Raw genomic sequence first — 22,270 nt, 5'->3', positions numbered from 1 at the left:
AAACCTGTCCAAGGCACGTCTGGCGGCGCGCTCCCGGCTGGTAATCTTGATGATTGCCACCGTCCCTCAGGGAAGCGAGTACCTTCATGCCGTTCGGCACCAAAGCTGACGCGACGCCGTCGAACGCTGCATCCGGCGCAGGCACTGTCAGTGTGCCCGGCAAGGAGCAGCGCGTCACCAAACAGCGTGTAGCGGTCAGCGCTGCCCTTGACGAGCTGGATGACTTCGTCAGCACACAGGAGCTCTACCGCATCCTGCAGAACAAGGGCGTCTCAGTTTCCCTGGCAACGGCATACCGGATCCTGCAGTCCCTCGCCGACGACGGCCTCGTGGACGTGCTGCGCAACGGCGAGGGCGAAGCCGTATATCGGCGCTGCGCCGTGACCGGACACCACCACCATCTGCTGTGCCGCAACTGCGGGAAGGCCGTGGAAGTAGAGGCTCCGGCGGTGGAAACCTGGGCGGCCCGGATCGCCACCGAACACGGCTACACAGAGGTGGCTCACACCGTGGAGATCTTCGGCCTATGCCCGGACTGCACAGCCCTCAGGGACGCCGGCAAGCTCTGACAGCCTACGCCGCCGCAACTGACGCATCCCGTTTGACCGTGTCAGCGGGCGTGCAGCAGCCGGCCGTTGATGCCTTTCTTGGCCCGGACGCTGCCGACGATGCGGCATACCACGTAGATCAGGAATGACAGCGTGGTGACATAGGGGCTGATGGGGATCCGCCCACCCAGGGCCAGCAGGATTCCGCCCACCGTGGCCGTGACGGCGAAAACAACGCTGAGCGCCACCACCGCCACGGGAGCGGACGTCACGCGAAGTGCGGCCGCTGCCGGGGTGATCAGCAATGCGAGCACCAGGAGCGCCCCCACCACCTGGATGGACAGCGCTACGCTGACTCCCAGCAGGACCATAAAGATCAGCGCGAGCGTCCGCACGGGCACCCCGCGGGCTTCGGCCAGTTCGGGATCAACGCTGGCAAAGTTCAGCGGACGCCAGATGGCTGCCAGGGCCGCGATGACCAGCACGGCGGCGCCGGCGAGGACCTGGAGCTGGACGGTGTCCACGGAGACGATCTGCCCCGTGAGCAGCCCGAATTTGTTGGCGGCACGGCCTTCGTAGAGCGACAGGAAAAGGATGCCGAGCCCCAGTCCGAAGGGCATGATCACCCCAATGATGGAGTTTTTGTCCCTGGCCCGGACCCCCATCAGGCCCAGGAGCAGCGCGGCCGCCACCGAGCCGATCAGCGAGCCGAAGACGATGTCAGCGCCGATCAGAAGTGCAAAGGCCGCCCCGGCGAAAGAGAGCTCGGAAATGCCGTGGACGGCGAAGGCCAAGTCCCGTTTCATCACGAAGGTGCCCACCAGCCCGCCCAGCAGGCCCAGCACAGCCCCGGCCCAGATCGAGTTCTGGACCAGCACCAGCAGCTCGCCGTAGTTCTCGAAACTGAAGATCGCTCCGATGATGCTGTCCGCATCCATCAGGCCACCTCCCCCACCGTTGCGTGGACATCGGCATGGTGGTGCGTGGTCGCGTCAGGCAGGCCGACGACGACGATGCGCCCGTTCGCGTGGATGACTTCCACGTGGCTGCCGTAGAGCTCGGACAGGACCGCGGTGGTCATGACATCTTCCGGGGTCCCCACCCTGAAGCGCCCGCCGGCCAGGTACAGCACGCGGTCAACGTAATCGATGATGGGGTTGATTTCGTGGGTGACAAAAACCACCGCGCTGTTCTGGGCGTGGCACTGCTTGTTGATCAGCGCGCTGACGGCCTGCTGGTGGTGCAGGTCCAGGGACAGCAGCGGTTCGTCGCAGAGGAGGACCCTGGGGTCCGTGGCGAGCGCCTGGGCCACCCGGAGGCGCTGCTGCTCGCCGCCGGAGAGCTGGCCAACCGGGACTTTGGCGTAGTCACTGGCGCCCACCAGTTCCAGAAGCTCATCGATCCTCTGGTTTGCGCGGGACATGCCCAGCCGCAGCCCCCAGCGGTGGCCGTCCACGCCGAGCCCCACCAGGTCCCGGGCACGCATGGGCGTGTCCGGAGCAAAGGATTTCTGCTGCGGAATGTAGCCGATCAGCTTGCTGCCCCGCTCCACGGGACGGTCGCCCAAAGTGGCCCGGCCGGACTGCAGTTCCTGAAGGCCCAGGAGAACTTTAAGGAAGCTGGTCTTTCCGCTGCCGTTGGGTCCCAGGACGGCGAAGAACTCACCGGGCCTGATGTCCAGGTCGAGATCCTCCCAGAGCAAGCGTTTGCCGAACTGCAGGGACGCCCCGCGGAGGCTGACCACCGGTTTCAACTATTTTTCTCCAAAACTTTGCTGACGTTGTCAACATTGTCCGTCATCCACTGCAGGTACGTCTTGCCTTCGGGCAGGGTTTCGCTGAAGTCAATGACTGGAACGCCGGCCGATTCGGCTGCCTTTTTCAGCGCCTGCGTCTGCGGTCCCTCTGTCTGGGCGTTGTAGGCGAGGAATCTGATGTCCTTGGATCCGGCCAGGTCCGTGGCGGCCTTCAGCACGGCTGGCGGAACGTCCGAACCTTCCTCGATCGCGGCCGTGTAGTCGGCCGGAGTCAAGTTCTCCAGCCCTGCCGCCTCAAGCAGGTACAGCGGGACGGGCTCGGTCACGGCCACGGCTGTGCCTGCTCCGCTGGCCTTCAGTGCGGCGAGTTTGCTGGCCAGGGCGTCCACCTCGGCCTTGAAGGTTGCGGCATTGGAGGTGAACAGGGCGGCTGAGTCCGGTTCGAGTTCACCCAGTTTGGCCGCCAAGGCATCAGCGAGCTTGCCCATGGCATCCAGGCTGTACCAGGCGTGTTCGTTGAACTCCCCGTGCGCGTGCGCGTCGGCTGACTCGCTCGCCGACGACGACGACGACGACGACGAATCAGCGTGGGCTTCCTCCGGCGCCAGGCCGCCTGCCTCCACGGCAGTGACGATATTGGCATGCGCGACATTGCTGTCATCGGCCATCTTGTGGAGGAAGGCGTCGTAGCCGCCGCCGTTCTCGATCACCAATTCCGCTTTGGACACCAGCAGCCGGTCCTGCGCGGTGGCCTCGTACGAATGCGGGTCCTGGCTCGTCTTGGTGATGATGGAGGTGACGTTGACCTTGTCCCCGCCGATGATCGCGGCGATGTCCCCGTACACGTTGGTGGACGCCACCACCTCGACGACGCCGGCGGATGACTCCGGGCCGGACGTCGCCGACGGTGCACCGCCCCCGGAGCCGCAGGCGGTGAGCAGCAGGCTCACGCCGGCGAGGGCTGCGAGGGACGTTCGGATGGCAGCGGGGTGGCGCACGGAAAACCTCAGTTCAGTACAGGGGTGGACTTTTGCGTCTCCAAAAAGCTTACCCCTAAATGTGAATGATTCCTATTTAGGATAGCCGTGCCGGTCCCTTGCGGACCCTGGCGGGCTCAGTCACCGTTCGGCTCGCCCAGCCTCCTGATGCCGGTGGCCTGCGTGGCGTCCCGGATCTCTCCCACCAGCTGCTCGATCACGTCTTCCAGGAACAGGACCCCATGGGTCTGCCCGTCCGCGCCGATCACGCGGGCCAGGTGTGAGCCCGTGCGCTGCATGACGGACATGGCCGTTTCAACTTCGTCGTCCAGCGCAAGGTTGGCCAGCGAGCGGATCCTGCTCTCGGCGATGGGGTGCTGGTAGTCCGACTCGGGAATGGACAGCACATCCTTCACGTGGAGGTACCCGGACAGCATGCCGTCATCGTCCAGCATCGGGAACCTCGAAAAACCGGTCCTGCTGACGGCTTTTTCAAACTCCACCGGCGTGGTGGCCGCCTTCAGCATGACCAGGTCGTCCAGCGGAACCATGATGTCCGAGGCCGTGTATTCGGAAAATTCCAGGGCGCCGGTGATCAGGCCCGCGTCATCATCCACCAGCCCGTGACGGGTGGATTCCTGCACGATCGACTGGACTTCTTCGAGCGTAAAGGACGAATTCACCTCATCCTTGGGCTCAATCCGCAGGAGCTTGAGGATGTGGTTGGCGGACCAGTTCAGCGCGACGATGGCCGGGTTGACCAGCTTCGCAACGAACATCAGCGGCGGCGCCAGAAGCAAGGCAGCCTTGTCCGCCACCGATACCGAGATGTTCTTCGGCACCATCTCGCCGAACGTCACGTGGAGGAAGGTCACCACCATCAGGGCAATGGCGAACGCTGCGACGTCGGCAACTTCCACCGGCAGCCCGACAGCTTCCAGGGGAGCCGCCATCAGGTGGTGGATGGCCGGTTCGGCCACCTGCAGGATCAGCAGCGAGCACACGGTGATGCCCAACTGCGCACAGGCCAGCATCAATGAGACGTTTTCCATGGCGCGCAACGTGGTCTGTGCCCGCTTGGAACCGGCCTCGGCGAGGGGTTCGATCTGGCTGCGCCTGGCCGACATCACGGCGAACTCGGCGCCGACAAAAAACGCGTTACCCAGCAGGAGGACAACCAGCCAGGCAATTCCGGCCCAGTCACTCATCGTTCACTCCCGTCTTCCGGAGCAGGCTCCGCTTCAGGCGCCGCCGGATGGAAGGAGATCCGCTCGATCCTTCGGCCATCCATCCTGGTCACGCTCAGCGTGCCTCCGCCTACGTCGACGGTGTCCCCCACTGCGGCGATCCGACCCAGTTCACTCATGACGTACCCGCCCACGGTTTCGTAGGCGGCTTCGTCCGGAACGGTCAGCCCCGGGATCTGTTCGGAAAGCTCGTCGGGGCGCAGCAGCCCGGGGAAGTACCAGTCCCCGGAGGCGCTCTGGAGCAGTCCCGGGCGTACCTTGTCGTGCTCGTCGGACACTTCACCGACGATTTCCTCCACCAGGTCCTCAAGGGTGGCGATGCCTGCGGTTCCACCGTATTCGTCCAGGACAATGGCGAGCTGGAGGTTTCCCTCGCGCAGTTCGGCCAGGAGGGCATCCAGGTGGATGGTTTCCGGCACGCGGAGGACATCGGTCATGATGGCTCCGGCCTCCAGGTTGGCCCGCCGGTCCCACGGCACGGCAACGGCCTTCTTGACGTGGACCAGGCCCTTGATGTCGTCGGAGGACTCCCCGATGACGGGGAAGCGGGAGTAGCCGGTGCGCCGGGCTGCGTCCAGGATGTCCGAGACAGGCTGGTCGGCGTCGATGGTTTCCATCCGGATCCGGGGCGTCATAACGTCGGCGGCCGTCCGGGCCGAGAAGTTCAGTGTGCGGGCCACAAAGTTGGCCGTCCCGGCGTCCAGCGTTCCCATGGCAGCGGAGCGCCGCACCAGGGATGCGAGCTCGGCCGGCGTCCGGGCACCGGAAATCTCTTCCTTGGCCTCCAGGCCAAAGACGTTCAGTACCTTGTTCGAAAAGCCGTTGAGCACCACGATGGCGGGTTTGAAGATGGCGGTAAAGACCAGCTGCGGCCGGGCCAGCGCCTTGCCCACTTGGAAGGACAGCGCAATGGCCATGTTCTTGGGCACCAGTTCGCCAAGCAGCATGGACAGCAGCGTGGCCAGCGCCATGGCAATGACCAGGGAAACGGATGCCGCCGCCACTTCGGGAATTCCGACGGCGGCCAACGGGCCTTCGAGAAGCTGCCCTACTGACGGTTCCATCACGTAGCCGGTCAAAAGGGTGGTGAGGGTGATGCCGAGCTGGCAGCTGGAGAGCTGGGTTGAGAGGGATTTCAGGCACTTGAGCAGCGGCACGGCACCGGTGTCACCGTTATCGATGGCACGTTGGACCGTGGCCTGGTCAAGGGCAATCAGGGAAAATTCGACGGCGACGAAAAAGCCGGTGCCGGCGATCAGCAGGAGGCCTGCCGCGAGGAGCAACCACTCCATTCAGCATCCCGCCCGAAAACCGGGAGAATTTGTGTGAAGCCGGGGGAAACGGACCGGCGGAGGATGATCGGCCGAAGCCGACGCTGTTTCCATAGGGGCTCCGCCGGGGTGGGCTGACGGAGAATGATGGGCGCGTGTTCGGGGTTTGCCGGCTCTGCGGGTGGACTGCGCGGTGCTGTACTTCATGCTCCGCTGACAGCCCCCAGGCCGGCACCTAGATTTACTGTCCATAAGAATTTCAGTCTACAGGAGCAGATTGCGCCTTTCGGATGGCCGCACTGAGGTCACGGCGCACCCGCGCCGGGACGGTTTCCGGACGCCACAATCCGTGATCTCCGCGTCATCGCCATGATTTGGGTCACCGTTATTGGCAGTTAACACAGAATGCTCATTAGACTGGCAACGGTCCGGGTTCAGGACGCAGAGACTGGTTCGAATGTTGTGCTGCGGCACCGTGGCGGCCAGAGAGAAATCAAACTCATGGAAGAGGCGTATTTCAAGTGCCAGAGCAGCCTAGCCACCGTCTACCAGAGGAATTTGGCGGAAACGAGTGGCTCGTTGACGAACTGTACGAGCAGTATCAGAAAGACAAGAACACGGTGGATACCAAGTGGTGGCCCCTTTTCGAGTCCTTCGATTCAGGCAGCGGTTCTTCTTCCAACGGAAGCACGGCGGTAGCCGTGGCCCACCCAGCAACCCGCGAAATGCCGGCTGTACCGCCGGCGCCTCCGGCTTCTGCAACTGCTGCACCGGCAACGTCGCCGGCCGCACAGCCCGCCGCACCGGCCACCGCCCCCGCGGCGGCAAAGAAAGCTCCCGCTACGGTCGCCCGCGATGGCGCGAAGAAGACCGAGCCCGGAACCGGCGCCCAGCCGATTCCCGCCCAGCTTCCCAAGAACGTCAAGGCACCCACGGCTCCGGAAGAGGACGTGGTCTCCGTTCTTCGAGGCCCGGCCAAGGCCATCGCCACCAACATGGTCACCAGCCTTGAGGTCCCTACGGCCACCAGCGTCCGGGCTATTCCGGCCAAGCTGTTGATCGATAACCGCGTGGTCATCAACTCCAACCTGGCCCGTGCACGCGGCGGCAAGGTGTCCTTCACGCACCTCATCGGCTACGCCGTGATCCGGGCACTCGCCCAGTTCCCCTCGATGAACGTCTACTACGACGAAATTGACGGCAAGCCCAGCGCTGTCCAGCCGGCCCACGTCAACTTCGGCATCGCCATTGACATGCCCAAGCCGGACGGCACCCGCCTGCTCATGGTGCCCAACATCAAGAAGGCGGAGACCCTCAACTTCTCCGAGTTCTGGCACACCTATGAAGATCTGATCAAGCGTGCCCGCGCCGGCAAGCTGACCGCTGATGACCACTCCGGCACCACGGTGTCCCTGACAAACCCTGGCGGCATCGGCACTGTTCACTCCGTGCCGCGTCTGTCCAAGGGGCAGGCTGCCATCATCGGCGTCGGCGCGCTGGACTACCCGGCCGAGTTCCAGGGCGCCAGCGAAAAGATCATTGCGCAGAACGCCATCAGCAAGGTCCTCACGCTGACGTCCACCTATGACCACCGCGTCATCCAGGGAGCCGGCAGCGGCGAGTTCCTGAAGCTTGTGCACCAGCTGCTGCTCGGTGCCCAGAACTTCTACGACGAAATCTTCGAGTCCCTCCGCATCCCGTACGAGCCCGTTCGCTGGAGCCCGGACCTGCAGGTGGACCCTGCCGACGAGATCAACAAGGTTGCCCGGATCCAGCAGCTGATCCACTCCTACCGTGTGCGCGGCCACCTGATGGCTGACACCGATCCCCTGGAGTACGTCCAGCGCAAGCACCCGGACCTTGACGTCCTCACCTATGGGCTGACCCTCTGGGACCTGGACCGACAGTGGCCCACCGGCGGCTTCGGCGGCGCGCCGATGCTCAAGTTCCGCGACATCCTCGGTGTCCTCCGTGACGCCTACTGCCGCACCACGGGCATCGAATACATGCACATCCAGGAGCCCGAGGAACGCAAGTGGTTCCAGGACCAGCTGGAGCACCCCTACTCGAAGCCGAGCCGCGAAGAGCAGCTGCGCATCGTGTCACGCCTCAACGCGGCCGAAGCGTTTGAAACCTTCCTGCAGACCAAGTTCGTCGGCCAGAAGCGCTTCTCCCTGGAAGGCGGCGAATCCCTGATTCCGCTGCTGGACGCCATCATTTCCGATGCCGCCGACGACGGACTGGACGAGGTTGCAATCGGCATGGCCCACCGCGGCCGCCTGAACGTCCTCACCAACATCGCCGGCAAGACCTACGCCCAGGTGTTCCGCGAATTCGAAGGCACCCAGGATCCCCGCTCCGTGCAGGGCTCCGGCGACGTGAAGTACCACCTCGGCACCGAAGGCACGTTCACCTCGGAAAGCGGCAACGAGACCAAGGTCTATCTCGCCGCCAACCCGTCCCACCTCGAAGCCGTGGACTCGGTGCTCGAAGGCATCGTCCGCGCCAAGCAGGACCGCCTGGACCAGGGCGAGGCCTTCCCGGTCCTGCCCCTGATGGTCCACGGCGACGCTGCGTTCGCAGGCCAGGGCGTGGTTGCCGAGACACTGAACCTGTCCCAGCTCCGCGGCTACCGGACCGGCGGCACCATCCACGTGGTGGTCAACAACCAGGTGGGCTTCACCACGGCTCCGTCGTCGTCGCGATCGTCCACGTACTCCACGGACGTCGCCAAGATGATCCAGGCACCGGTGTTCCACGTGAACGGTGACGATCCCGAGGCAGTGGTGCGCATCGCCCAGCTCGCCTACGCGTTCCGCCAGCGGTTCCACAAGGACGTTGTGATCGATATGGTGTGCTACCGCCGCCGTGGCCACAACGAGGGTGACGACCCCTCGATGACCCAGCCCATGATGTACAACCTGATCGAAGCCAAGCGCTCCGTCCGCAAGCTGTACACCGAGGCACTCATCGGCCGTGGCGACATCACCGAGGAAGAAGCGGAGCAGCTGCTCCGCGACTACCAGGAACGGCTGGAGCGGGTCTTCGCCGAAACACACGCGGCCCAGACCTCGCCTATCCCGATCATCACCGCGGACTCCGCCGCCGTCTCCGACATTGAGCGTCCCATCGCCCAGCAGGCTGACTTCGGCACCAACGCCCCGGCGTCCACTGCCATTTCGCCGGAGACCCTGGCACACATCGGCAAGGCCCACGTCCAGATCCCCGAGGGCTTCACCGTCCACGCCAAGCTCAAGCAGCTCCTCGAAAAGCGCGAGCAGATGTCCCGCGAAGGCGGCATCGACTGGGGCTTCGGCGAGATCGCGGCCTTCGGTTCCCTGATCATGGAAGGCGTTCCCGTCCGGCTTGCCGGCCAGGACTCGCGCCGCGGCACGTTTGTGCAGCGCCACGCAGTGTTCCACGACCGCGCCAACGGCGGCGAGTGGCTGCCCCTGGGCCACCTCTCGGATGACCAGGCGAAGCTGTGGATCTACGACTCCCTGCTGTCCGAATACGCGGCCATGGGCTTCGAATACGGCTACTCGGTGGAACGCCCGGATGCCCTGGTGCTGTGGGAAGCGCAGTTCGGTGACTTCGTCAACGGCGCGCAGACCATCATCGATGAGTTCATCTCCTCGGCCGAGCAGAAGTGGGGCCAGCGCTCCTCCCTGGTCCTGATGCTGCCGCACGGTTACGAAGGCCAGGGCCCGGACCACTCGTCGGCACGCATCGAACGCTTCCTGCTGATGTGCGCCGAAGAGAACATGATCGTCGCCAACCCCACCACGGCGGCATCACACTTCCACCTGCTGCGCCGCCAGGCGTACAGCCGGCCGCGGAAGCCGCTGATCATCTTCACGCCGAAGCAGCTGCTGCGCCTCAAGGCAGCCGCGTCGTCCGTCGAGGACTTCACCACCGGCGCCTTCCGCCCCGTCATCGGTGACCACGAGCAGCTGGCGGCAGACGCCGTCGAACGCGTACTGCTGGTCTCCGGCCGCCTGTACTACGATCTCCTGTCCACCCGGCAGAAGACCGGCGACAAGACCACCGCGATTGTCCGCGTGGAGCAGCTCTACCCGCTGCCACACGAGGAAATCGCAGCGGAACTGGCCAAGTACCCGAACGCGGAGGTTGTCTGGGCACAGGACGAGCCCGCCAACCAGGGACCGTGGCCGTTTATGGGCCTGAACCTCCCGGATGCGCTGGACCGGCGCGTCCGCCTGGTGTCGCGTCCCGCATCGGCGTCCACGGCGGCCGGCTCCATGAAGCGACACGCAGCTGAGCAGGATTCACTGCTGAAGCAGGCATTTGCACGGAAGTAGTCCCAGTGGCTGCCCGGCCGGACGTCGAAATACCAGACTCCGGCCGGGCAGTTCTGTTTAATGAAGATGGATCATAGCCACGCCGATTGGCCTGAATCGGCACGGACGTAAAGAGGGACTTGTGGAAGACAGGAAGCTGCGGATCGCAGCTGTTGGAGATGAACTGCTGGCCGGGCTGGGCGATCCCAGGGCCCTCGGCTGGCTGGGCCGCGTGTTGGCCCGCACTCCGCAAGACGGCATGGTCATGGAAGCGTATGCCCTCCCCTGTCCCCAGGAAGGAACGGAGGGGCTGGCTGCCCGCTGGCAGGAGGAGGCGGCGCGGCGGTTCGGCGACCAGCACGAGAACCGCCTGGTCATCGGCCTCTCGGGCCGGGACATCGAGTTCGGCCTTTCCACCGCCCGGAGCCGCCTGAACCTGGCCAACATCCTGGATACGGCCACGCAGAACCGGATCGAGGTGTTTGTGGTGGGCCCTCCGCCCACGCTGGACCCGGTACAGAACCGCCGGCTCGCCGATCTGAACACAGCCTTCGCTGACGTCACCACCAGGCGCAAGCACCTCTATGTGGACACGTTCTCCCCGCTGCTGAACCACGAACAGTGGCGCCAGGACCTTGCGGCCAACACCGGCACGCCCGGGCAGGCTGGCTATGGCCTGATGGCCTGGCTGGTCCTCCACCGTGGCTGGTTCCAATGGCTGGGCATGGACGCCCCCGAGTAGGCTTCCCCAACCCCTTCCAGTCGCGATATATCTTGACTGCTCCCGGTGGTCCGTTATAACTTGGACTATCAGTCACGATATATCGCGGTTTTGGAGGATTTCATGACAGAGGACAGCTGGACCGTCACCGGTCCGCAAACCATCGACGTTGACCACGTCAGGTCTCTAAAGTTGGGCATGGTCCGCGGCCGGTTCGACGTCGTCACCCACTCCGACGCCGTCGCACGCGTGGAGATCAACGACGTCCAGGGCGATCCCGTGTCGGTGACACTGACAGACGGCCGGCTCGAGGTCCGCCATCAGCTGCACGGCCCCCAGGGCTGGTTCAAGAACCTGATGGGCACCGTCAACCACAACAGCAACAACTCAGCGGTTATCAGTATTGCCCTGCCGGCCGGCGTCGACGTGGAAGCCGGTACGGTCAGCGGCGATGGCCTCGTCTCCGGAATCAGCGGACACACCCGGCTCAATACCGTCTCAGGTTCCGTAATGGCGGACGGAACGTCCGGGGAACTTCACGTCAACACCGTCAGCGGCGAGGTCATCGCGCGAAATCACGACGGCGTCCTGACCGCCAAGAGCGTCTCCGGCGAGGTCACCGCATCCGGCCGGTTCAGCAACATCCGGGCTCACACGGTCAGCGGCGACATGAGTTTTGACTTGCTCGGCTTTACCCACGACTTCGGTGCCAATTCAGTCTCCGGCGACCTCACCATCAGGCTGCCGCACGACGTCGGGGTGGACATCGTGGCGAAATCTGCCAGCGGCGTTGTGGTGATTGATGACCAGCAGTACTCGCAGCCCGGCGGCAAGGTGGAAACCATTGCCGGACCGGACGGCAAGCTGATGCTGGTCCGGACCAACTCCGTGTCCGGAAAAACGTCCATCTTCCATGGCCAGCCGGCCCGCCATGACGACGCAAGTAGCCCGGAAGCGGGGCACTGATGCCTCCGGTGTTCGCCCATGGTGCGCTCCGGCTGTACTTGCTCGCGTTGCTGGAGTCGGGGCCCAAACACGGCTATGAACTGATCAAAGCCCTCAGCGAACGGTTCGGCGGCACCTACTCCCCCAGCGCGGGAACCATCTATCCCCGGCTTGGGAAGCTGGAGGAAGAAGGGCTCGTCGCCACTGAATCAGAAGGCCGCCGCACCAACTACCGCATCACGGCGGCGGGGCTTGCCGAACTCAACAAGCGCCGGGAGGAACTCGCCGGAGTCGAAAACGACATTTCGGCGTCCGTCCGCCGGCTGGCGGACAACCTGCGGGCGGATATCCGCGCCAACATGCGCGGGTTGCGGGCAGACCTGGCGGCCACGGCCGAGGCGGCCCGTTCCACGGCACGCGCCGCCGATTTCAGGAAAGCAGGCCGCCAGTCTTCGGAAGGGTTCCGGGAGCTGAAGGAAGCGGAGATGCTGCTGCAGGCGTTCCGGGACGACCTGCGCGTGGAACTGCGGCTGCAGGCCACCCGGCAACCGCTCAGCGCCGTCACGCTGGAAACTGTCAGGACCGTGCTGGATCAGGCGCGCATCTCCATCCGGAACTCACTGCCCGGCTGAGCCGCCCGGCTGAGCCGACGGACTGCGCCGCCGGATCGGTGTTGCCCCCGGTCACAGCCCGTTTCGGTTTCGCGGCGTGTCCCATGGTGTGGGAGACTTGAGGGCAGCTCTTTTGAGTACCAACATTTAAGGAGGCCAGCTATGAGCAAGCGTGCACGTAAACGTCGTGACCGTAAGCGTGGCGGCGCGAACCACGGGAAGCGCCCCAACGCCTAAGCTAAAGCTTGGAAAACGGTTTAAGCGAAGGACCCCGGAAGCCAGACGGCTTCCGGGGTCCTTCGTCTTTACGATGGTCTTTGCGCCTGGAGTAATGCTGGCGGGCATCCCCTCAGTTACGCATCCCCGCCGTCAGTCGTCCACGCGGCCACGTGTACTTCCTGGCGGGTATCGCTTGCGTCAGGCGTCCACCGGGCGGATCGCGTGGATCCGGTCCAGGATGGCGTTCTTCAGGTTCTCCGGAGCGGCCTCGGTGCACGAGCGCTTCACCATGGTGCGGATCACACACTCCAGGTCGTACTCCTCCGTGCACTCAGGGCACTCATCAAGGTGGGTCTTGATTTCCGTGATGTCCTCGCGGGTCAATGCCCCGTCGAGGTATTCGTAGATGCGTTGCATCCGGGCGTCATCGCAGTCGCCCAATCCCTGGCAGTCGCTCATTTCCTGTTCTCCTGTTTTGTGGTCGCGGCCGTGTCCTGTGATTCGACGGCGCCTTTGAATCCTCGTTCGGCGGCATAGTCCGCCAGCATGTCCCGCAACATTTTCCGGCCGCGGTGGAGCCGGGACATCACCGTCCCGATGGGCGTGTTCATGATGTCTGAGATTTCCTTGTACGCGAAGCCTTCGACGTCGGCGAAGTACACGGCCAGCCGGAACTCTTCGGGGATGGCCTGGAGCGCCCGTTTGACGTCCGAGTCCGGCAGGTGGTCCAGCGCCTCAGCCTCGGCCGAGCGCAGGCCACGGGACGTGTGCGACTCCGCCCTGGCCAGCTGCCAGTCCTCGATGGTGTCCGAGTTCGACTGCAGCGGTTCGCGCTGCCGCTTGCGGTAGAGGTTGATGTACGTGTTGGTCAGGATCCGGTACAGCCACGCCTTGAGGTTGGTACCGGGCTTGTATTGGTGGAACGCTGAGAAAGCCTTGGTGTAGGCCTCCTGGACCAGGTCTTCCGCATCCGCGGGGTTCCTGGCCATCCGCATGGCGGCCGAGTAGAGCTGGTCCACGTACTGCATGGCATCACGCTCAAAACGGACCCGGCGTTCTTCCGCTGATTCGGTGGCCACATCCACGGGTTGCTCAGCGGGCGCAGGCGCGGCAGGCACCGTCTCAGCGGGCACAGGTACATCCCCTGCAGGCTGCGCGTCGCTGCCTGCCGGCGCATCGCTGCCAGGATTGGCGTCGCTGCTTGTTTTGGCTTCGCGTTCGGAGGCCTCATACATGGCCTCGAGGGCCGGATCCAGGGTGCTCATTGCGTTCAAGTCTACTGTGACGGCCTTGGAACGCGGCGATCCGTACTCCGGAGAATCGGATTCCAGAGTCTGCAGTGCTACGGGTCCGGCGGGCTCCGTCCCGTCCTTCAGTAACCTCAAGGGCAACTCCAGTCTGTGTCAGGCCATGGTGTTCCAGGCAAATACCTGCCGGGCAATCCATGATGAGTCAAATCGTCCGGTGTTCGGACCCGCAAACCATAACCGCTGGCGGCAGGCAAATATTCCCCAAAAGTGCAAGACTAGAACGGACTCCGCCGCATTCGGTGCGGTTCGTCCAGCCAGGAGGAAACCCATGTCCTTTGTCCGTACTCTCGCCCGCCCCATGCTGGCTTCCAGTTTCGTCGTCGCCGGACTGGACAAGCTGAAGAACGCCGATGACACCGCCACCCAGCTCTCGCCGCTCCTGCAGAAGGCAGCCGCGTCGCTGCCCTTCCAGGCCGACGAAAAGATGCTGGCACGCGTGATCGGCGGAACGCAGGTGGGTGCCGGCGTGCTGTTCGGCCTGGGCAAGTTCAGCCGCCTCTCGGCAACATTGCTGACCGTCATCTCGCTCCTGAACACCTTTGTGGAATGGCGCAGCGCAGACATCAGCACCAAGGAAGGCCGAGAAGCCCGCCGGAACCAGCTGCTCAAGAACATTTCCCTCAGCGGCGGCGCCTTGCTGGCCTCGGTGGACACCGCCGGCAAGCCGGGCCTGGCCTGGCGTGCCGAGCACCTCGCCGCGGACGCCCGGAAGAGCGCCGCCGGCGCCCGCAAGACCACCGGCCAAAAGCTTCACAAGGCAGACAAGGCCGTGCGCCGCGCCGTCGAACACGCAACGGGGGCGTAAGGACGGATGACCGGTTCCACCCCGCCCGCAGCCACGCACTCCCACAGCTCCACCGACACCGTTCCGCACTGGCCGGCACCTTTCGCCAGCAGGCCCATCAACGCCACCGTCACGGTGCCCGGTTCAAAGTCCCTGACCAACAGGTTCCTGGTCCTGGCCGCGCTGGCTGACGGGCCGTCCCGCCTCCGTGCCCCCCTGCATTCCCGGGACTCCGCCCTGATGATTGAGGCCCTCCGCCAGCTGGGGGCCACCATCACGGAGGTGCCCGGCGACGGCGCCTTCGGGCCGGACCTTGAGGTCACGCCCCTGAGCCAGGAGGCGCCGTCGTCGAAGACGCACATCGATTGCGGCCTCGCCGGAACAGTGATGCGCTTTGTTCCGCCGCTGGCGGCGCTGCGCAACGGCGTGAGCGTGTTCGACGGCGACCCTCACGCCCGGAAGCGCCCCATGGGCACCATCATCGAGGCCCTGAAGGCCCTCGGGGTGGCCCTGACCGCGGACGACGGCGGGACCCCCTCGTCGCTGCCGTTCACCGTTGCGGGCACCGGGGAAGTCCGGGGCGGCCACCTGGTGATCGACGCCAGCGCGTCATCCCAGTTCGTCTCGGCCCTCCTGCTGGTGGGCGCCCGGTTTACCGACGGACTCCACCTGGAGCACGTGGGCAAGCCGGTGCCGAGCCTGGACCACATCAACATGACCGTTGCCGTGCTCCGCGGCGTGGGAGTGTCAGTTGACGATTCCGTGCCGAACCACTGGGTGGTGGCACCCGGTCCCATCAGCGCCTTTGACCAGCGCATCGAGCAGGACCTTTCCAACGCCGGCCCGTTCCTGGCCGCCGCGCTGGCCTCCGGCGGCACCGTCCGGATCCCGGACTGGCCCACCGGCACCACCCAGGTGGGAGACCTCTGGCGCAGCATCCTGGCGGACATGGGCGCGGACGTCAGCCTGGCTGACGGCGTCCTGACCGTCACCGGCGGCCCAGAGATCAAGGGTGCCGATTTTGACGAAACCAGCGAGCTCGCCCCCACCGTGGCGGCCCTCTGCGCCCTGGCCAGCGGTCCTTCACGGCTGACCGGCATCGCGCACCTGCGCGGCCACGAAACGGACCGGCTGGCCGCGCTTGTCACCGAAATCAACCGCCTCGGTGGCGACGCCGAGGAAACCAGCGACGGCCTGGTGATCCGCCCGGCAAAGCTGCACGCCGGCGTCGTCCACAGCTACGCGGACCACCGGATGGCCACCGCCGGCGCCATCCTCGGCCTCGCCGTCCCGGGCATCGAGGTCCAGGACATCGCCACCACGGCCAAGACCATGCCGGAATTCCCTCAGATGTGGGCCGCCATGCTGGCCCAGGGCGCGGTTACCAATGACGCCACGGAAGGTCCCGCTGGTGGCACGCAGCACTGATTCCTGGGACGAGTCCGATGTCCGGATCCGGCCCAGCAAAAAAGGCTCCCGGCCGCGCACCAAGGACCGCCCCAGCCACGACGACGCCGTCACGGGCCGCATCATCACCGTGGACCGCGGCCGGTACACCGCCGTCGTCGGTGAGGACTCGGGCGACGAACGGATCATCATCGCAGCGAGGGCCCGCGAACTGCGCCGCTCCCCCGTGGTGGCCGGCGATTTCGTCTCCCTTGTAGGCGATGTCTCCGGGGAGCCCGACACCCTGGCACGGCTGGTCCGGATCCAGGACCGCAGGACCCTGCTGCGCCGCAGCGCCGATGACACTGATCCGATCGAGCGTGCGGTGGTGGCCAACGCCGATCAGCTGGTGGTGGTAGTTGCCGCCGCAAACCCGGAGCCGCGCACCGGGTTCATTGACCGCGCCCTGGTGGCCGCTTACGACGCCGGCATCGAGCCGTTGCTGCTCGTCACCAAGGCGGATGTCAAGGATCCCGCGGAACTGCTGTCCAACTATGAACACCTGGACTTCCCGGTGATCATCAGCCGCACGTCGGACTCCGAAGCCTCAGGCATCGATGCCCGCTCCGATGACGGCCTCTCGGCCCGCCTGGACAGTAACGCAGTGTCGCAGCTCCGCGCGTACCTCGAGGGCAAGGTCTCGGTGATGCTGGGTCATTCCGGCGTGGGCAAGTCCACCATGGTCAATGCGCTCACCGGGGCCGAACGGGCTACCGGCGGCGTGAACGCGGTGACGGGCCGCGGCCGCCACACGTCGTCGTCGGCCCTTGCCCTGAAGCTGACCGGAGCTCCCGCCGGCAGCTGGATCATCGACACCCCTGGCATCCGCTCCTTCGGGCTGGCCCACGTGGACCCGGACCGGATCCTGCGGTCCTTCCCAGACCTGGAGCCCGGCACGGATGCCTGCGAGCGAGGCTGCAAGCACAACACCGCGGCCGTCAACTGCGGAGTGGATGCCTGGGTGGTTGCCGGTCAAGCGGGCCCCACCGGCCCGGCCCGGCTCGCGTCACTGCGGCGGCTGCTGGGCACTGATCCCCGCCTGGTGGGCCAGGAAACCAAGGAACTGGGCAGCATAGGCTAGCGGTCTAAGGCCGACGTCCCCAACCCTACGGCCCTGAGACGGTAGTTTGTAACCATGATCCAACCCGCTTCGAGCTACAACGATGACCTGCGCCTTGCCCATGTGCTGGCCGATTCCGTGGATGACCAGACCATGAGCCGATTCAAGGCATTGGACCTCCGCATCGAGACCAAGCCGGATCTGACACCGGTCACGGACGCGGACAAGGCCGCGGAGGAAGCCATCCGCGGCCAGCTCTCCCGCTCGCGTCCGCGCGACGCCGTGCTGGGCGAGGAATTCGGCAGCTCCGGCCACGGCTCCCGCCGCTGGATCATTGATCCCATCGACGGCACCAAGAACTTTATCCGCGGCGTCCCGGTCTGGGCCACCCTGATCGCCCTCGTGGACGAAGGCGAACCCGTGGTGGGAGTGGTCAGCGCGCCCGCACTGGGCAAGCGCTGGTGGGCCGCCAAGGGTTCCGGCGCGTACATGGGCAAGTCCCTCGCCGCCGCAACGCGGCTCCGGGTCTCGGACGTCTCCAAACTTTCGGATGCCTCCCTGTCCTATTCCAGCCTGGGCGGCTGGAAGGAACGCGGCAACCTGGATGAATTCCTGGGCCTGACCGAGGACGTGTGGCGCACGCGCGCCTACGGTGATTTCTGGTCCTACTGCATGGTGGCCGAAGGGTCCGTGGACATCGCCTGCGAGCCGGAACTGAACCTGTACGACATGGCTGCCCTGGTGCCCATCGTCGTGGAAGCCGGCGGCCGCTTCACCTCCCTGGAGGGCGAGGACGGGCCATTCGGCGGCAACGCCCTGGCCACGAACTCCATCCTGCACTCAGAGGTCCTCAAACGGCTGAACCCGGATCTGGACGACCTCCTTTAGGTCATTTTTCGAATTATCGACGGCGGACGTCTCCTGATGGGGGCGTCCGCCGTCGTATCTTCGACAAATGTTCCTTTCCTCAAACGCACGTAACAAAGCCCTTAACATTGGGCCGGGCTTCCTTCTCGCCCCGGCGCATGTTCTACGCTCTTAACAGGTCACGAGTGCCAGCGCTAAACCCCGGTTTGCTGGCCGGCAACCCTCCATTCGCGGTGGGGTGCCCCGGGTGACGACCAGGCCGGTCCGGAACGGACACGGCAAGCGCGGATTCCCGTTACCGGGAGTCCTTTTAGAGTGAGGTCTCCGTGACAACTGCCACCGTCTCCCCCAACAGTGTTTCTCCCAACAACGCCGCCCCCGCCACCGCCGCTGTGCTGTTCACCGAGGCCGCCGCCAACGCCGGGCGCCCCCTTTCGGCCGTCACCGGCGCGGAAATCCAGGCACCGCTGATCCAGGGCGGCCATGTCCGCTACGCAAACCTGGACTACGGCGCATCCGCTCCTGCCCTCTCCGTGGTGTCCGCCTACCTCAACGAGATCCTGCCCTTCTACGCCAGCGTCCACCGCGGCGCCGGCTTTGCCTCGCAGATCAGCACCTCCGTCTATGAGAACGCCCGGAACATCGTGCGCGACTTTGTGGGCGGACGCCCGGACGACTCCGTCATCTTCACCCGGAACACCACCGACTCGCTGAACCTGCTGGCGGGCTGCCTGCCGGCGACGGACGGACGGCCCAACGGCGATGTCCTCTACCTGGACATCGAGCACCACGCCAACCTCCTGCCGTGGCAGGGCGTCCCGCACCGCAGCGTCGTCGCCGCGGACACCATCGTGGGGACCCTTGAGGTCCTCCGCGCCGAACTTGAGCAGGGCAACGTGAGCCTCCTCGCGGTTACGGGCGCCTCCAACGTCACGGGCGAGATCCTCCCAGTCAAGGCCTTGGCCGCACTCGCCCATGAGTACGGGGCGCGGATCGTGGTGGACGCCGCGCAGTTGGCGCCGCACCGGCGCATCAATATCAGCACCGACGACGTCGACTACCTCGCCTTCTCCGGCCACAAGCTCTACGCGCCCTTCGGCTCCGGGGTCCTGGTGGGCCGGACCGACTGGCTCGACGCCGGAACTCCCCACCTGGCCGGCGGCGGCGCCGTCCGCGAGGCCAGGCTCGACGGCGTCAGCTGGGCCACCGGTCCGGCCCGGCACGAGGGCGGCTCCCCCAACGTCCTCGGCGCGGCTACCCTGGCGCGCGCCACCCAGGTCATCGCGTCCCTGGACCACGACCGCTGGCACGCCCACGAAGCGGCCATCAGGTCATTCCTGGTGGACGGGCTCGGGAAGATCGACGGCGTCACTGTGCACCAGATCTTCTCGGATACGGACGCCGAGACGGGCACCATCGGCGTAGTGAACTTCTCCGTGGCAGGGTACGACGCCGGTCTCGTGGCCGCCTATCTGTCGGCCGAGCACGGCGTCGGCCTCCGGGACGGCCGGTTCTGCGCGCACCCGCTGCTTAAACGTCTCGGCCTTCCCTCCGGTTCATTGCGGGCCAGCTTCGGCGTGGGCTCCCGCCTGGAGGATGCCCAGCGGCTCCTTGCCGGCCTGGAGCAACTCCGCCGCACGGGGCTCGGCTGGGACTACGTGGTGGACGCGGGCCGTTGGGTCCCGGCCAACGACACCCGCATCTACCCGCACTGGGCTCCCAATACCCCGGGCACTGCCGGTGCGGCTCCGTGCCTTGACGACTGACTGACGCTTTCGTCCCCTGGCTCCTGACCTGACGGCTGCCCACCGGGCGCCGGCCCATGCGGTAAATTCGAAGGATACCGATGGGCACAGTTGAAGGAGACCGCACGTGGCACGGGATGGCCCCAGGCTTGAGCACGGACGCCGCCTGGAACTCGGACAGAGTTTCCAGGACGGCGGCGAACATTACCAGCGTGTACGCCCTGGTTACCCGGCCGAATCAGCGGACTGGCTGATCCCTGCCGGGGCCAGTGACGCTGTGGACGTGGGCGCCGGGACCGGCAAATTCACCGCCCTTCTCCTGGAACGAGGCTTGGCGGTTTCCGCCGTGGACCCGTCGCCGGACATGCTTGACCAGCTGCAGGCCCACTACCCTGCGGCCTTAGCGACCCAAGGGACGGCAGAGGCTACCGGCCTCGCGGACTCCTCATTCGACGTCGTGAGCGTTGCGCAGGCCTGGCATTGGTGCGATCCGCTGCCGGCGAGCACCGAACTGGCGCGGATCCTGCGTCCCGGCGGAACGCTGGGGCTGATCTGGAACCAGCTGGACACATCCGTGCCGTGGGTCCACCGGTTGTCCCGCATCATGCACGCGGGCGACGTCTACAAGCCCGGGTTCCGCCCGGTGGTGGGGCCGGAGTTTGAAGGCCTCGAGAGCCATGTGACGCGGTGGGAGGACAGCCTCAGCACGGCGGACATCATGGAGCTGACGAAGTCCCGCAGCTATTACCTGCGGGCCAGCGAAGCCACGCGCAGCAAAGTCCTGGCCAACCTGGACTGGTACCTTCACGAGCACTTGGGGCACGCCGTGGAAGAGGACATCAGCCTGCCGTACCTGACACTGACGTGGCGGGCCACGAAGGCGTGACGGGCGCGGACCACCGGGTAGGCTTGGAGGCGTGAAGACCAGCGCGCCCTCCTCCTCGATCGAGGACTACGTCAAGGTCATCTACGGCTTCACGGAGTGGCAGGACAAACCAATTACGTCCTCCCAGCTCGCGCAGCGCCTGGGGGTGGCCAATTCCTCGGTCTCGGAAATGGTCCGCAAGCTCAAGGACCAGGGCCTGGTGGACCATAAGCCGTACAGCGCTATCACCCTCACGGACTCCGGAGTCCGGCTTGCTCTGTCCATGGTGCGCCGGCACCGGCTTATTGAGACTTACCTCGTGCAGGAGCTCGGCTACAGCTGGGACGAAGTCCACGACGAAGCCGAATTGCTGGAGCATGCGGTGTCGGACACGTTTATCGAGCGCATGGCGGCGAAACTGGGCAACCCGCAACGCGACCCGCACGGCGACCCGATCCCCGCTGCGGACGGCACGGTGCTGCTGCCAGAAGCCCATCTGCTCGGCGAACTCGATCCCGGGCACACCGGCCGGATCACGCGCATCAGCGACGAGAACCCGGATCTGCTGCGGTATCTTTCGGCCGAGGAAATCGATCTTGACGCCGAGGTGGAGGTCGTGGGCCGCAAGCCGTTCGGCGGCGCGCTGGTGGTGCGGATCAGCAACGCCGGCAGGAAGCGGGACTACGATCTCGCGGATGAAGTCACTGCTGCCCTCTGGGTCCACAGCGACTTCCCCCACACCGGCTGCACCCTCAGCGACAGCTGAATGACGAACACCCGCGCCCCGCATTGGCGGGCCTGGCTGGCCGTGGCGGTGGGCGGTCTGGCGGGTACGGAACTGCGCTACGGACTGGGCCTGGCGTTTCCTGAATCCGCGGGGACCATGCCTTGGACCACCCTGGGCATCAACGTCGCCGGAAGTTTTGTGCTGGCCACCCTGACCACGGTCTGGATGGCCCGGCCGCGGACGGCGTTCTGGCTCCGCGCCGGCCTCGGGCCAGGACTTCTGGGCTCGTTCACCACGTTCTCGGCGGTGGTTTTCTCGATTGACCAGCTGGCCAGGGCCGGCGGGCATCCCGTGTGGATTGCGTACCTGGGTCTGTCCCTGCTGCTGGGCCTGGGCGCCGCGGCCGGAGGCTGGCGGACCGGACGGCTGCTCACCGACCGGCTGCAGGGCGACCGGGCGGGGACAGCGCCGTGATGGGCGCTGTCCTGGTGGGAGTGTTCGGCATGGCGGGCGCCCTGCTGCGCTTCGCCGTCGACAGCTGGTTCGCCCACCGCGAGGGGCACCGCACGGCCGTCAGCCCGAGCGGCAGGCCGCGGCACTGGCCGTGGGCCACGCTGACAGTCAACGTCACGGGGTGCCTGATCATCGGGCTGTCCATCGGCATCACCGGACGGCTCGGCCTTGCCCCCGAGTGGCAGACCGCTGTCGCCACCGGCCTGGCGGGAGGGCTCACCACGTTCAGCTCCTGGACCACCGCCACGGTGCGGCTCCTGAGCGAGTCGCGGTTCGGTGCCGCCGCCCTGAACATCGGCGCCAACCTGGCCGCCGGATTTGCCGCGGCGGCTGTGGGCATCGCACTGGCGTCGTAAG

The 22,270-nt window shown here is 65.7% G+C and carries 22 protein-coding genes and 1 riboswitch; of the genes, 15 read left to right on the top strand and 7 right to left on the bottom strand.

The annotated features are described in order from the left end of the window. Positions 1-86: 86 nt before the first annotated feature. Positions 87-569, top strand: a complete 483-nt coding sequence (locus tag ASG77_RS07520) for a Fur family transcriptional regulator (protein WP_056343330.1) — start codon at positions 87-89, stop codon at positions 567-569. A gap of 41 nt (positions 570-610) precedes the next feature. Here the strand turns inward: ASG77_RS07520 and ASG77_RS07515 are convergent, their stop codons facing one another. The 5 genes from ASG77_RS07515 to ASG77_RS07495 form a co-directional block, all read right to left on the bottom strand. Then, positions 611-1,486, bottom strand: a complete 876-nt coding sequence (locus ASG77_RS07515) for a metal ABC transporter permease (protein WP_056343327.1) — start codon at positions 1,484-1,486, stop codon at positions 611-613. Further along, positions 1,486-2,301: a metal ABC transporter ATP-binding protein gene (locus ASG77_RS07510; RefSeq protein ID WP_056343324.1), complete on the bottom strand. Its 816-nt coding sequence runs from the start codon at positions 2,299-2,301 to the stop codon at positions 1,486-1,488. Before ASG77_RS07510 ends, ASG77_RS07515 begins: the two co-directional genes overlap by 1 nt. Beyond that, positions 2,298-3,302, bottom strand: coding sequence for a metal ABC transporter solute-binding protein, Zn/Mn family (locus ASG77_RS07505; protein WP_056343321.1), 1,005 nt, complete (start codon positions 3,300-3,302; stop codon positions 2,298-2,300). The genes ASG77_RS07510 and ASG77_RS07505 overlap by 4 nt, the downstream gene beginning before the upstream one ends. A gap of 116 nt (positions 3,303-3,418) precedes the next feature. Then, on the bottom strand, positions 3,419-4,489 hold the full coding sequence (locus ASG77_RS07500) for a hemolysin family protein (RefSeq protein WP_056343319.1): 1,071 nt from the start codon (positions 4,487-4,489) through the stop codon (positions 3,419-3,421). Further along, positions 4,486-5,820 carry a hemolysin family protein gene (locus ASG77_RS07495; protein WP_056343316.1) on the bottom strand — a complete coding sequence of 445 codons (1,335 nt, stop codon included), beginning with the start codon at positions 5,818-5,820 and terminating at the stop codon, positions 4,486-4,488. Before ASG77_RS07495 ends, ASG77_RS07500 begins: the two co-directional genes overlap by 4 nt. A 500-nt stretch (positions 5,821-6,320) precedes the next feature. On the opposite strand from ASG77_RS07495, the gene ASG77_RS07490 reads away from it, so the two are divergent. From ASG77_RS07490 to ASG77_RS23000, 5 genes are all read left to right on the top strand, one after another. Continuing rightward, complete coding sequence (locus tag ASG77_RS07490; RefSeq protein WP_056343313.1) at positions 6,321-10,121, top strand: multifunctional oxoglutarate decarboxylase/oxoglutarate dehydrogenase thiamine pyrophosphate-binding subunit/dihydrolipoyllysine-residue succinyltransferase subunit; 3,801 nt, start codon at positions 6,321-6,323, stop codon at positions 10,119-10,121. A 121-nt stretch (positions 10,122-10,242) separates the two neighbouring features. After that, positions 10,243-10,842: a GDSL-type esterase/lipase family protein gene (locus ASG77_RS07485; RefSeq protein ID WP_156380222.1), complete on the top strand. Its 600-nt coding sequence runs from the start codon at positions 10,243-10,245 to the stop codon at positions 10,840-10,842. A gap of 102 nt (positions 10,843-10,944) precedes the next feature. Continuing rightward, positions 10,945-11,787: a DUF4097 family beta strand repeat-containing protein gene (locus tag ASG77_RS07480; protein WP_056343305.1), complete on the top strand. Its 843-nt coding sequence runs from the start codon at positions 10,945-10,947 to the stop codon at positions 11,785-11,787. Then, positions 11,787-12,398 (top strand): PadR family transcriptional regulator, encoded by a 612-nt coding sequence (locus tag ASG77_RS07475; RefSeq protein WP_056343302.1) that lies wholly within the window; start codon positions 11,787-11,789, stop codon positions 12,396-12,398. The genes ASG77_RS07480 and ASG77_RS07475 overlap by 1 nt, the downstream gene beginning before the upstream one ends. Before the next feature lie 141 nt (positions 12,399-12,539). Further along, on the top strand, positions 12,540-12,614 hold the full coding sequence (locus ASG77_RS23000) for a 50S ribosomal protein bL37 (RefSeq protein WP_104061284.1): 75 nt from the start codon (positions 12,540-12,542) through the stop codon (positions 12,612-12,614). Positions 12,615-12,794: 180 nt separating this feature from the next. Here ASG77_RS23000 and rsrA read toward each other — a convergent pair whose 3' ends face one another. Both rsrA and ASG77_RS07465 read right to left on the bottom strand, forming a co-directional pair. Next, positions 12,795-13,055, bottom strand: a complete 261-nt coding sequence (gene rsrA / locus ASG77_RS07470; RefSeq protein WP_056343299.1) for a mycothiol system anti-sigma-R factor — start codon at positions 13,053-13,055, stop codon at positions 12,795-12,797. After that, positions 13,052-13,861: a sigma-70 family RNA polymerase sigma factor gene (locus ASG77_RS07465; RefSeq protein WP_082575889.1), complete on the bottom strand. Its 810-nt coding sequence runs from the start codon at positions 13,859-13,861 to the stop codon at positions 13,052-13,054. The genes rsrA and ASG77_RS07465 overlap by 4 nt, the downstream gene beginning before the upstream one ends. Before the next feature lie 313 nt (positions 13,862-14,174). Here ASG77_RS07465 and ASG77_RS07460 point away from each other — a divergent pair, with 313 nt between their 5' ends. The 9 genes from ASG77_RS07460 to ASG77_RS07420 all read left to right on the top strand — a co-directional run bounded on the left by ASG77_RS07460 (position 14,175) and on the right by ASG77_RS07420 (position 22,269). Then, on the top strand, positions 14,175-14,711 hold the full coding sequence (locus tag ASG77_RS07460; protein ID WP_056343291.1) for a DoxX family protein: 537 nt from the start codon (positions 14,175-14,177) through the stop codon (positions 14,709-14,711). Between the two features lie 6 nt (positions 14,712-14,717). Next, the gene (gene aroA / locus ASG77_RS07455) at positions 14,718-16,118 is read left to right on the top strand and encodes a 3-phosphoshikimate 1-carboxyvinyltransferase (RefSeq protein ID WP_056343289.1); all 1,401 of its coding nucleotides are present in this window, start codon (positions 14,718-14,720) and stop codon (positions 16,116-16,118) included. Then, positions 16,102-17,217 carry a ribosome small subunit-dependent GTPase A gene (rsgA, locus tag ASG77_RS07450; RefSeq protein WP_056343286.1) on the top strand — a complete coding sequence of 372 codons (1,116 nt, stop codon included), beginning with the start codon at positions 16,102-16,104 and terminating at the stop codon, positions 17,215-17,217. Before aroA ends, rsgA begins: the two co-directional genes overlap by 17 nt. 54 nt (positions 17,218-17,271) lie before the next feature. Then, entirely contained in the window at positions 17,272-18,084 is an 813-nt protein-coding gene (gene hisN / locus ASG77_RS07445) for a histidinol-phosphatase (protein WP_056343282.1), read from the top strand. A 156-nt stretch (positions 18,085-18,240) separates the two neighbouring features. Next, positions 18,241-18,354, top strand: a riboswitch (SAM riboswitch). Positions 18,355-18,389: 35 nt separating this feature from the next. Continuing rightward, positions 18,390-19,829 (top strand): aminotransferase class V-fold PLP-dependent enzyme, encoded by a 1,440-nt coding sequence (locus ASG77_RS07440; protein ID WP_056343279.1) that lies wholly within the window; start codon positions 18,390-18,392, stop codon positions 19,827-19,829. Between the two features lie 106 nt (positions 19,830-19,935). Continuing rightward, the gene (locus ASG77_RS07435; RefSeq protein WP_056343277.1) at positions 19,936-20,694 is read left to right on the top strand and encodes a class I SAM-dependent methyltransferase; all 759 of its coding nucleotides are present in this window, start codon (positions 19,936-19,938) and stop codon (positions 20,692-20,694) included. Between the two features lie 31 nt (positions 20,695-20,725). Further along, positions 20,726-21,439, top strand: a complete 714-nt coding sequence (locus tag ASG77_RS07430; protein WP_056343273.1) for a metal-dependent transcriptional regulator — start codon at positions 20,726-20,728, stop codon at positions 21,437-21,439. Continuing rightward, positions 21,440-21,874, top strand: a complete 435-nt coding sequence (locus ASG77_RS07425; RefSeq protein WP_056343270.1) for a fluoride efflux transporter FluC — start codon at positions 21,440-21,442, stop codon at positions 21,872-21,874. Beyond that, a complete protein-coding gene (locus tag ASG77_RS07420; RefSeq protein ID WP_056343266.1) occupies positions 21,874-22,269 on the top strand; it encodes a fluoride efflux transporter FluC in 396 nt (131 codons plus the stop codon). Before ASG77_RS07425 ends, ASG77_RS07420 begins: the two co-directional genes overlap by 1 nt. Position 22,270: the final 1 nt, after the last annotated feature.

It is taken from the genome of Arthrobacter sp. Soil762 (assembly GCF_001428335.1).
GTDB lineage: Bacteria > Actinomycetota > Actinomycetes > Actinomycetales > Micrococcaceae > Arthrobacter.
This window is presented reverse-complemented; position numbering and strand designations above follow the sequence as displayed.

Coding starts and splice junctions, on each gene's coding strand:
- ASG77_RS07520 (WP_056343330.1), top strand. CDS start 87: ATGCCGTTCGGCACCAAAGCTGACGCGACGCCGTCGAACGCTGCATCC.
- ASG77_RS07515 (WP_056343327.1), bottom strand. CDS start 1,486: ATGGATGCGGACAGCATCATCGGAGCGATCTTCAGTTTCGAGAACTAC.
- ASG77_RS07500 (WP_056343319.1), bottom strand. CDS start 4,489: ATGAGTGACTGGGCCGGAATTGCCTGGCTGGTTGTCCTCCTGCTGGGT.
- ASG77_RS07495 (WP_056343316.1), bottom strand. CDS start 5,820: ATGGAGTGGTTGCTCCTCGCGGCAGGCCTCCTGCTGATCGCCGGCACC.
- ASG77_RS07480 (WP_056343305.1), top strand. CDS start 10,945: ATGACAGAGGACAGCTGGACCGTCACCGGTCCGCAAACCATCGACGTT.
- ASG77_RS07475 (WP_056343302.1), top strand. CDS start 11,787: ATGCCTCCGGTGTTCGCCCATGGTGCGCTCCGGCTGTACTTGCTCGCG.
- rsrA (WP_056343299.1), bottom strand. CDS start 13,055: ATGAGCGACTGCCAGGGATTGGGCGACTGCGATGACGCCCGGATGCAA.
- ASG77_RS07465 (WP_082575889.1), bottom strand. CDS start 13,861: ATGAGCACCCTGGATCCGGCCCTCGAGGCCATGTATGAGGCCTCCGAA.
- ASG77_RS07460 (WP_056343291.1), top strand. CDS start 14,175: ATGTCCTTTGTCCGTACTCTCGCCCGCCCCATGCTGGCTTCCAGTTTC.
- aroA (WP_056343289.1), top strand. CDS start 14,718: ATGACCGGTTCCACCCCGCCCGCAGCCACGCACTCCCACAGCTCCACC.
- hisN (WP_056343282.1), top strand. CDS start 17,272: ATGATCCAACCCGCTTCGAGCTACAACGATGACCTGCGCCTTGCCCAT.
- ASG77_RS07425 (WP_056343270.1), top strand. CDS start 21,440: ATGACGAACACCCGCGCCCCGCATTGGCGGGCCTGGCTGGCCGTGGCG.
- ASG77_RS07420 (WP_056343266.1), top strand. CDS start 21,874: ATGGGCGCTGTCCTGGTGGGAGTGTTCGGCATGGCGGGCGCCCTGCTG.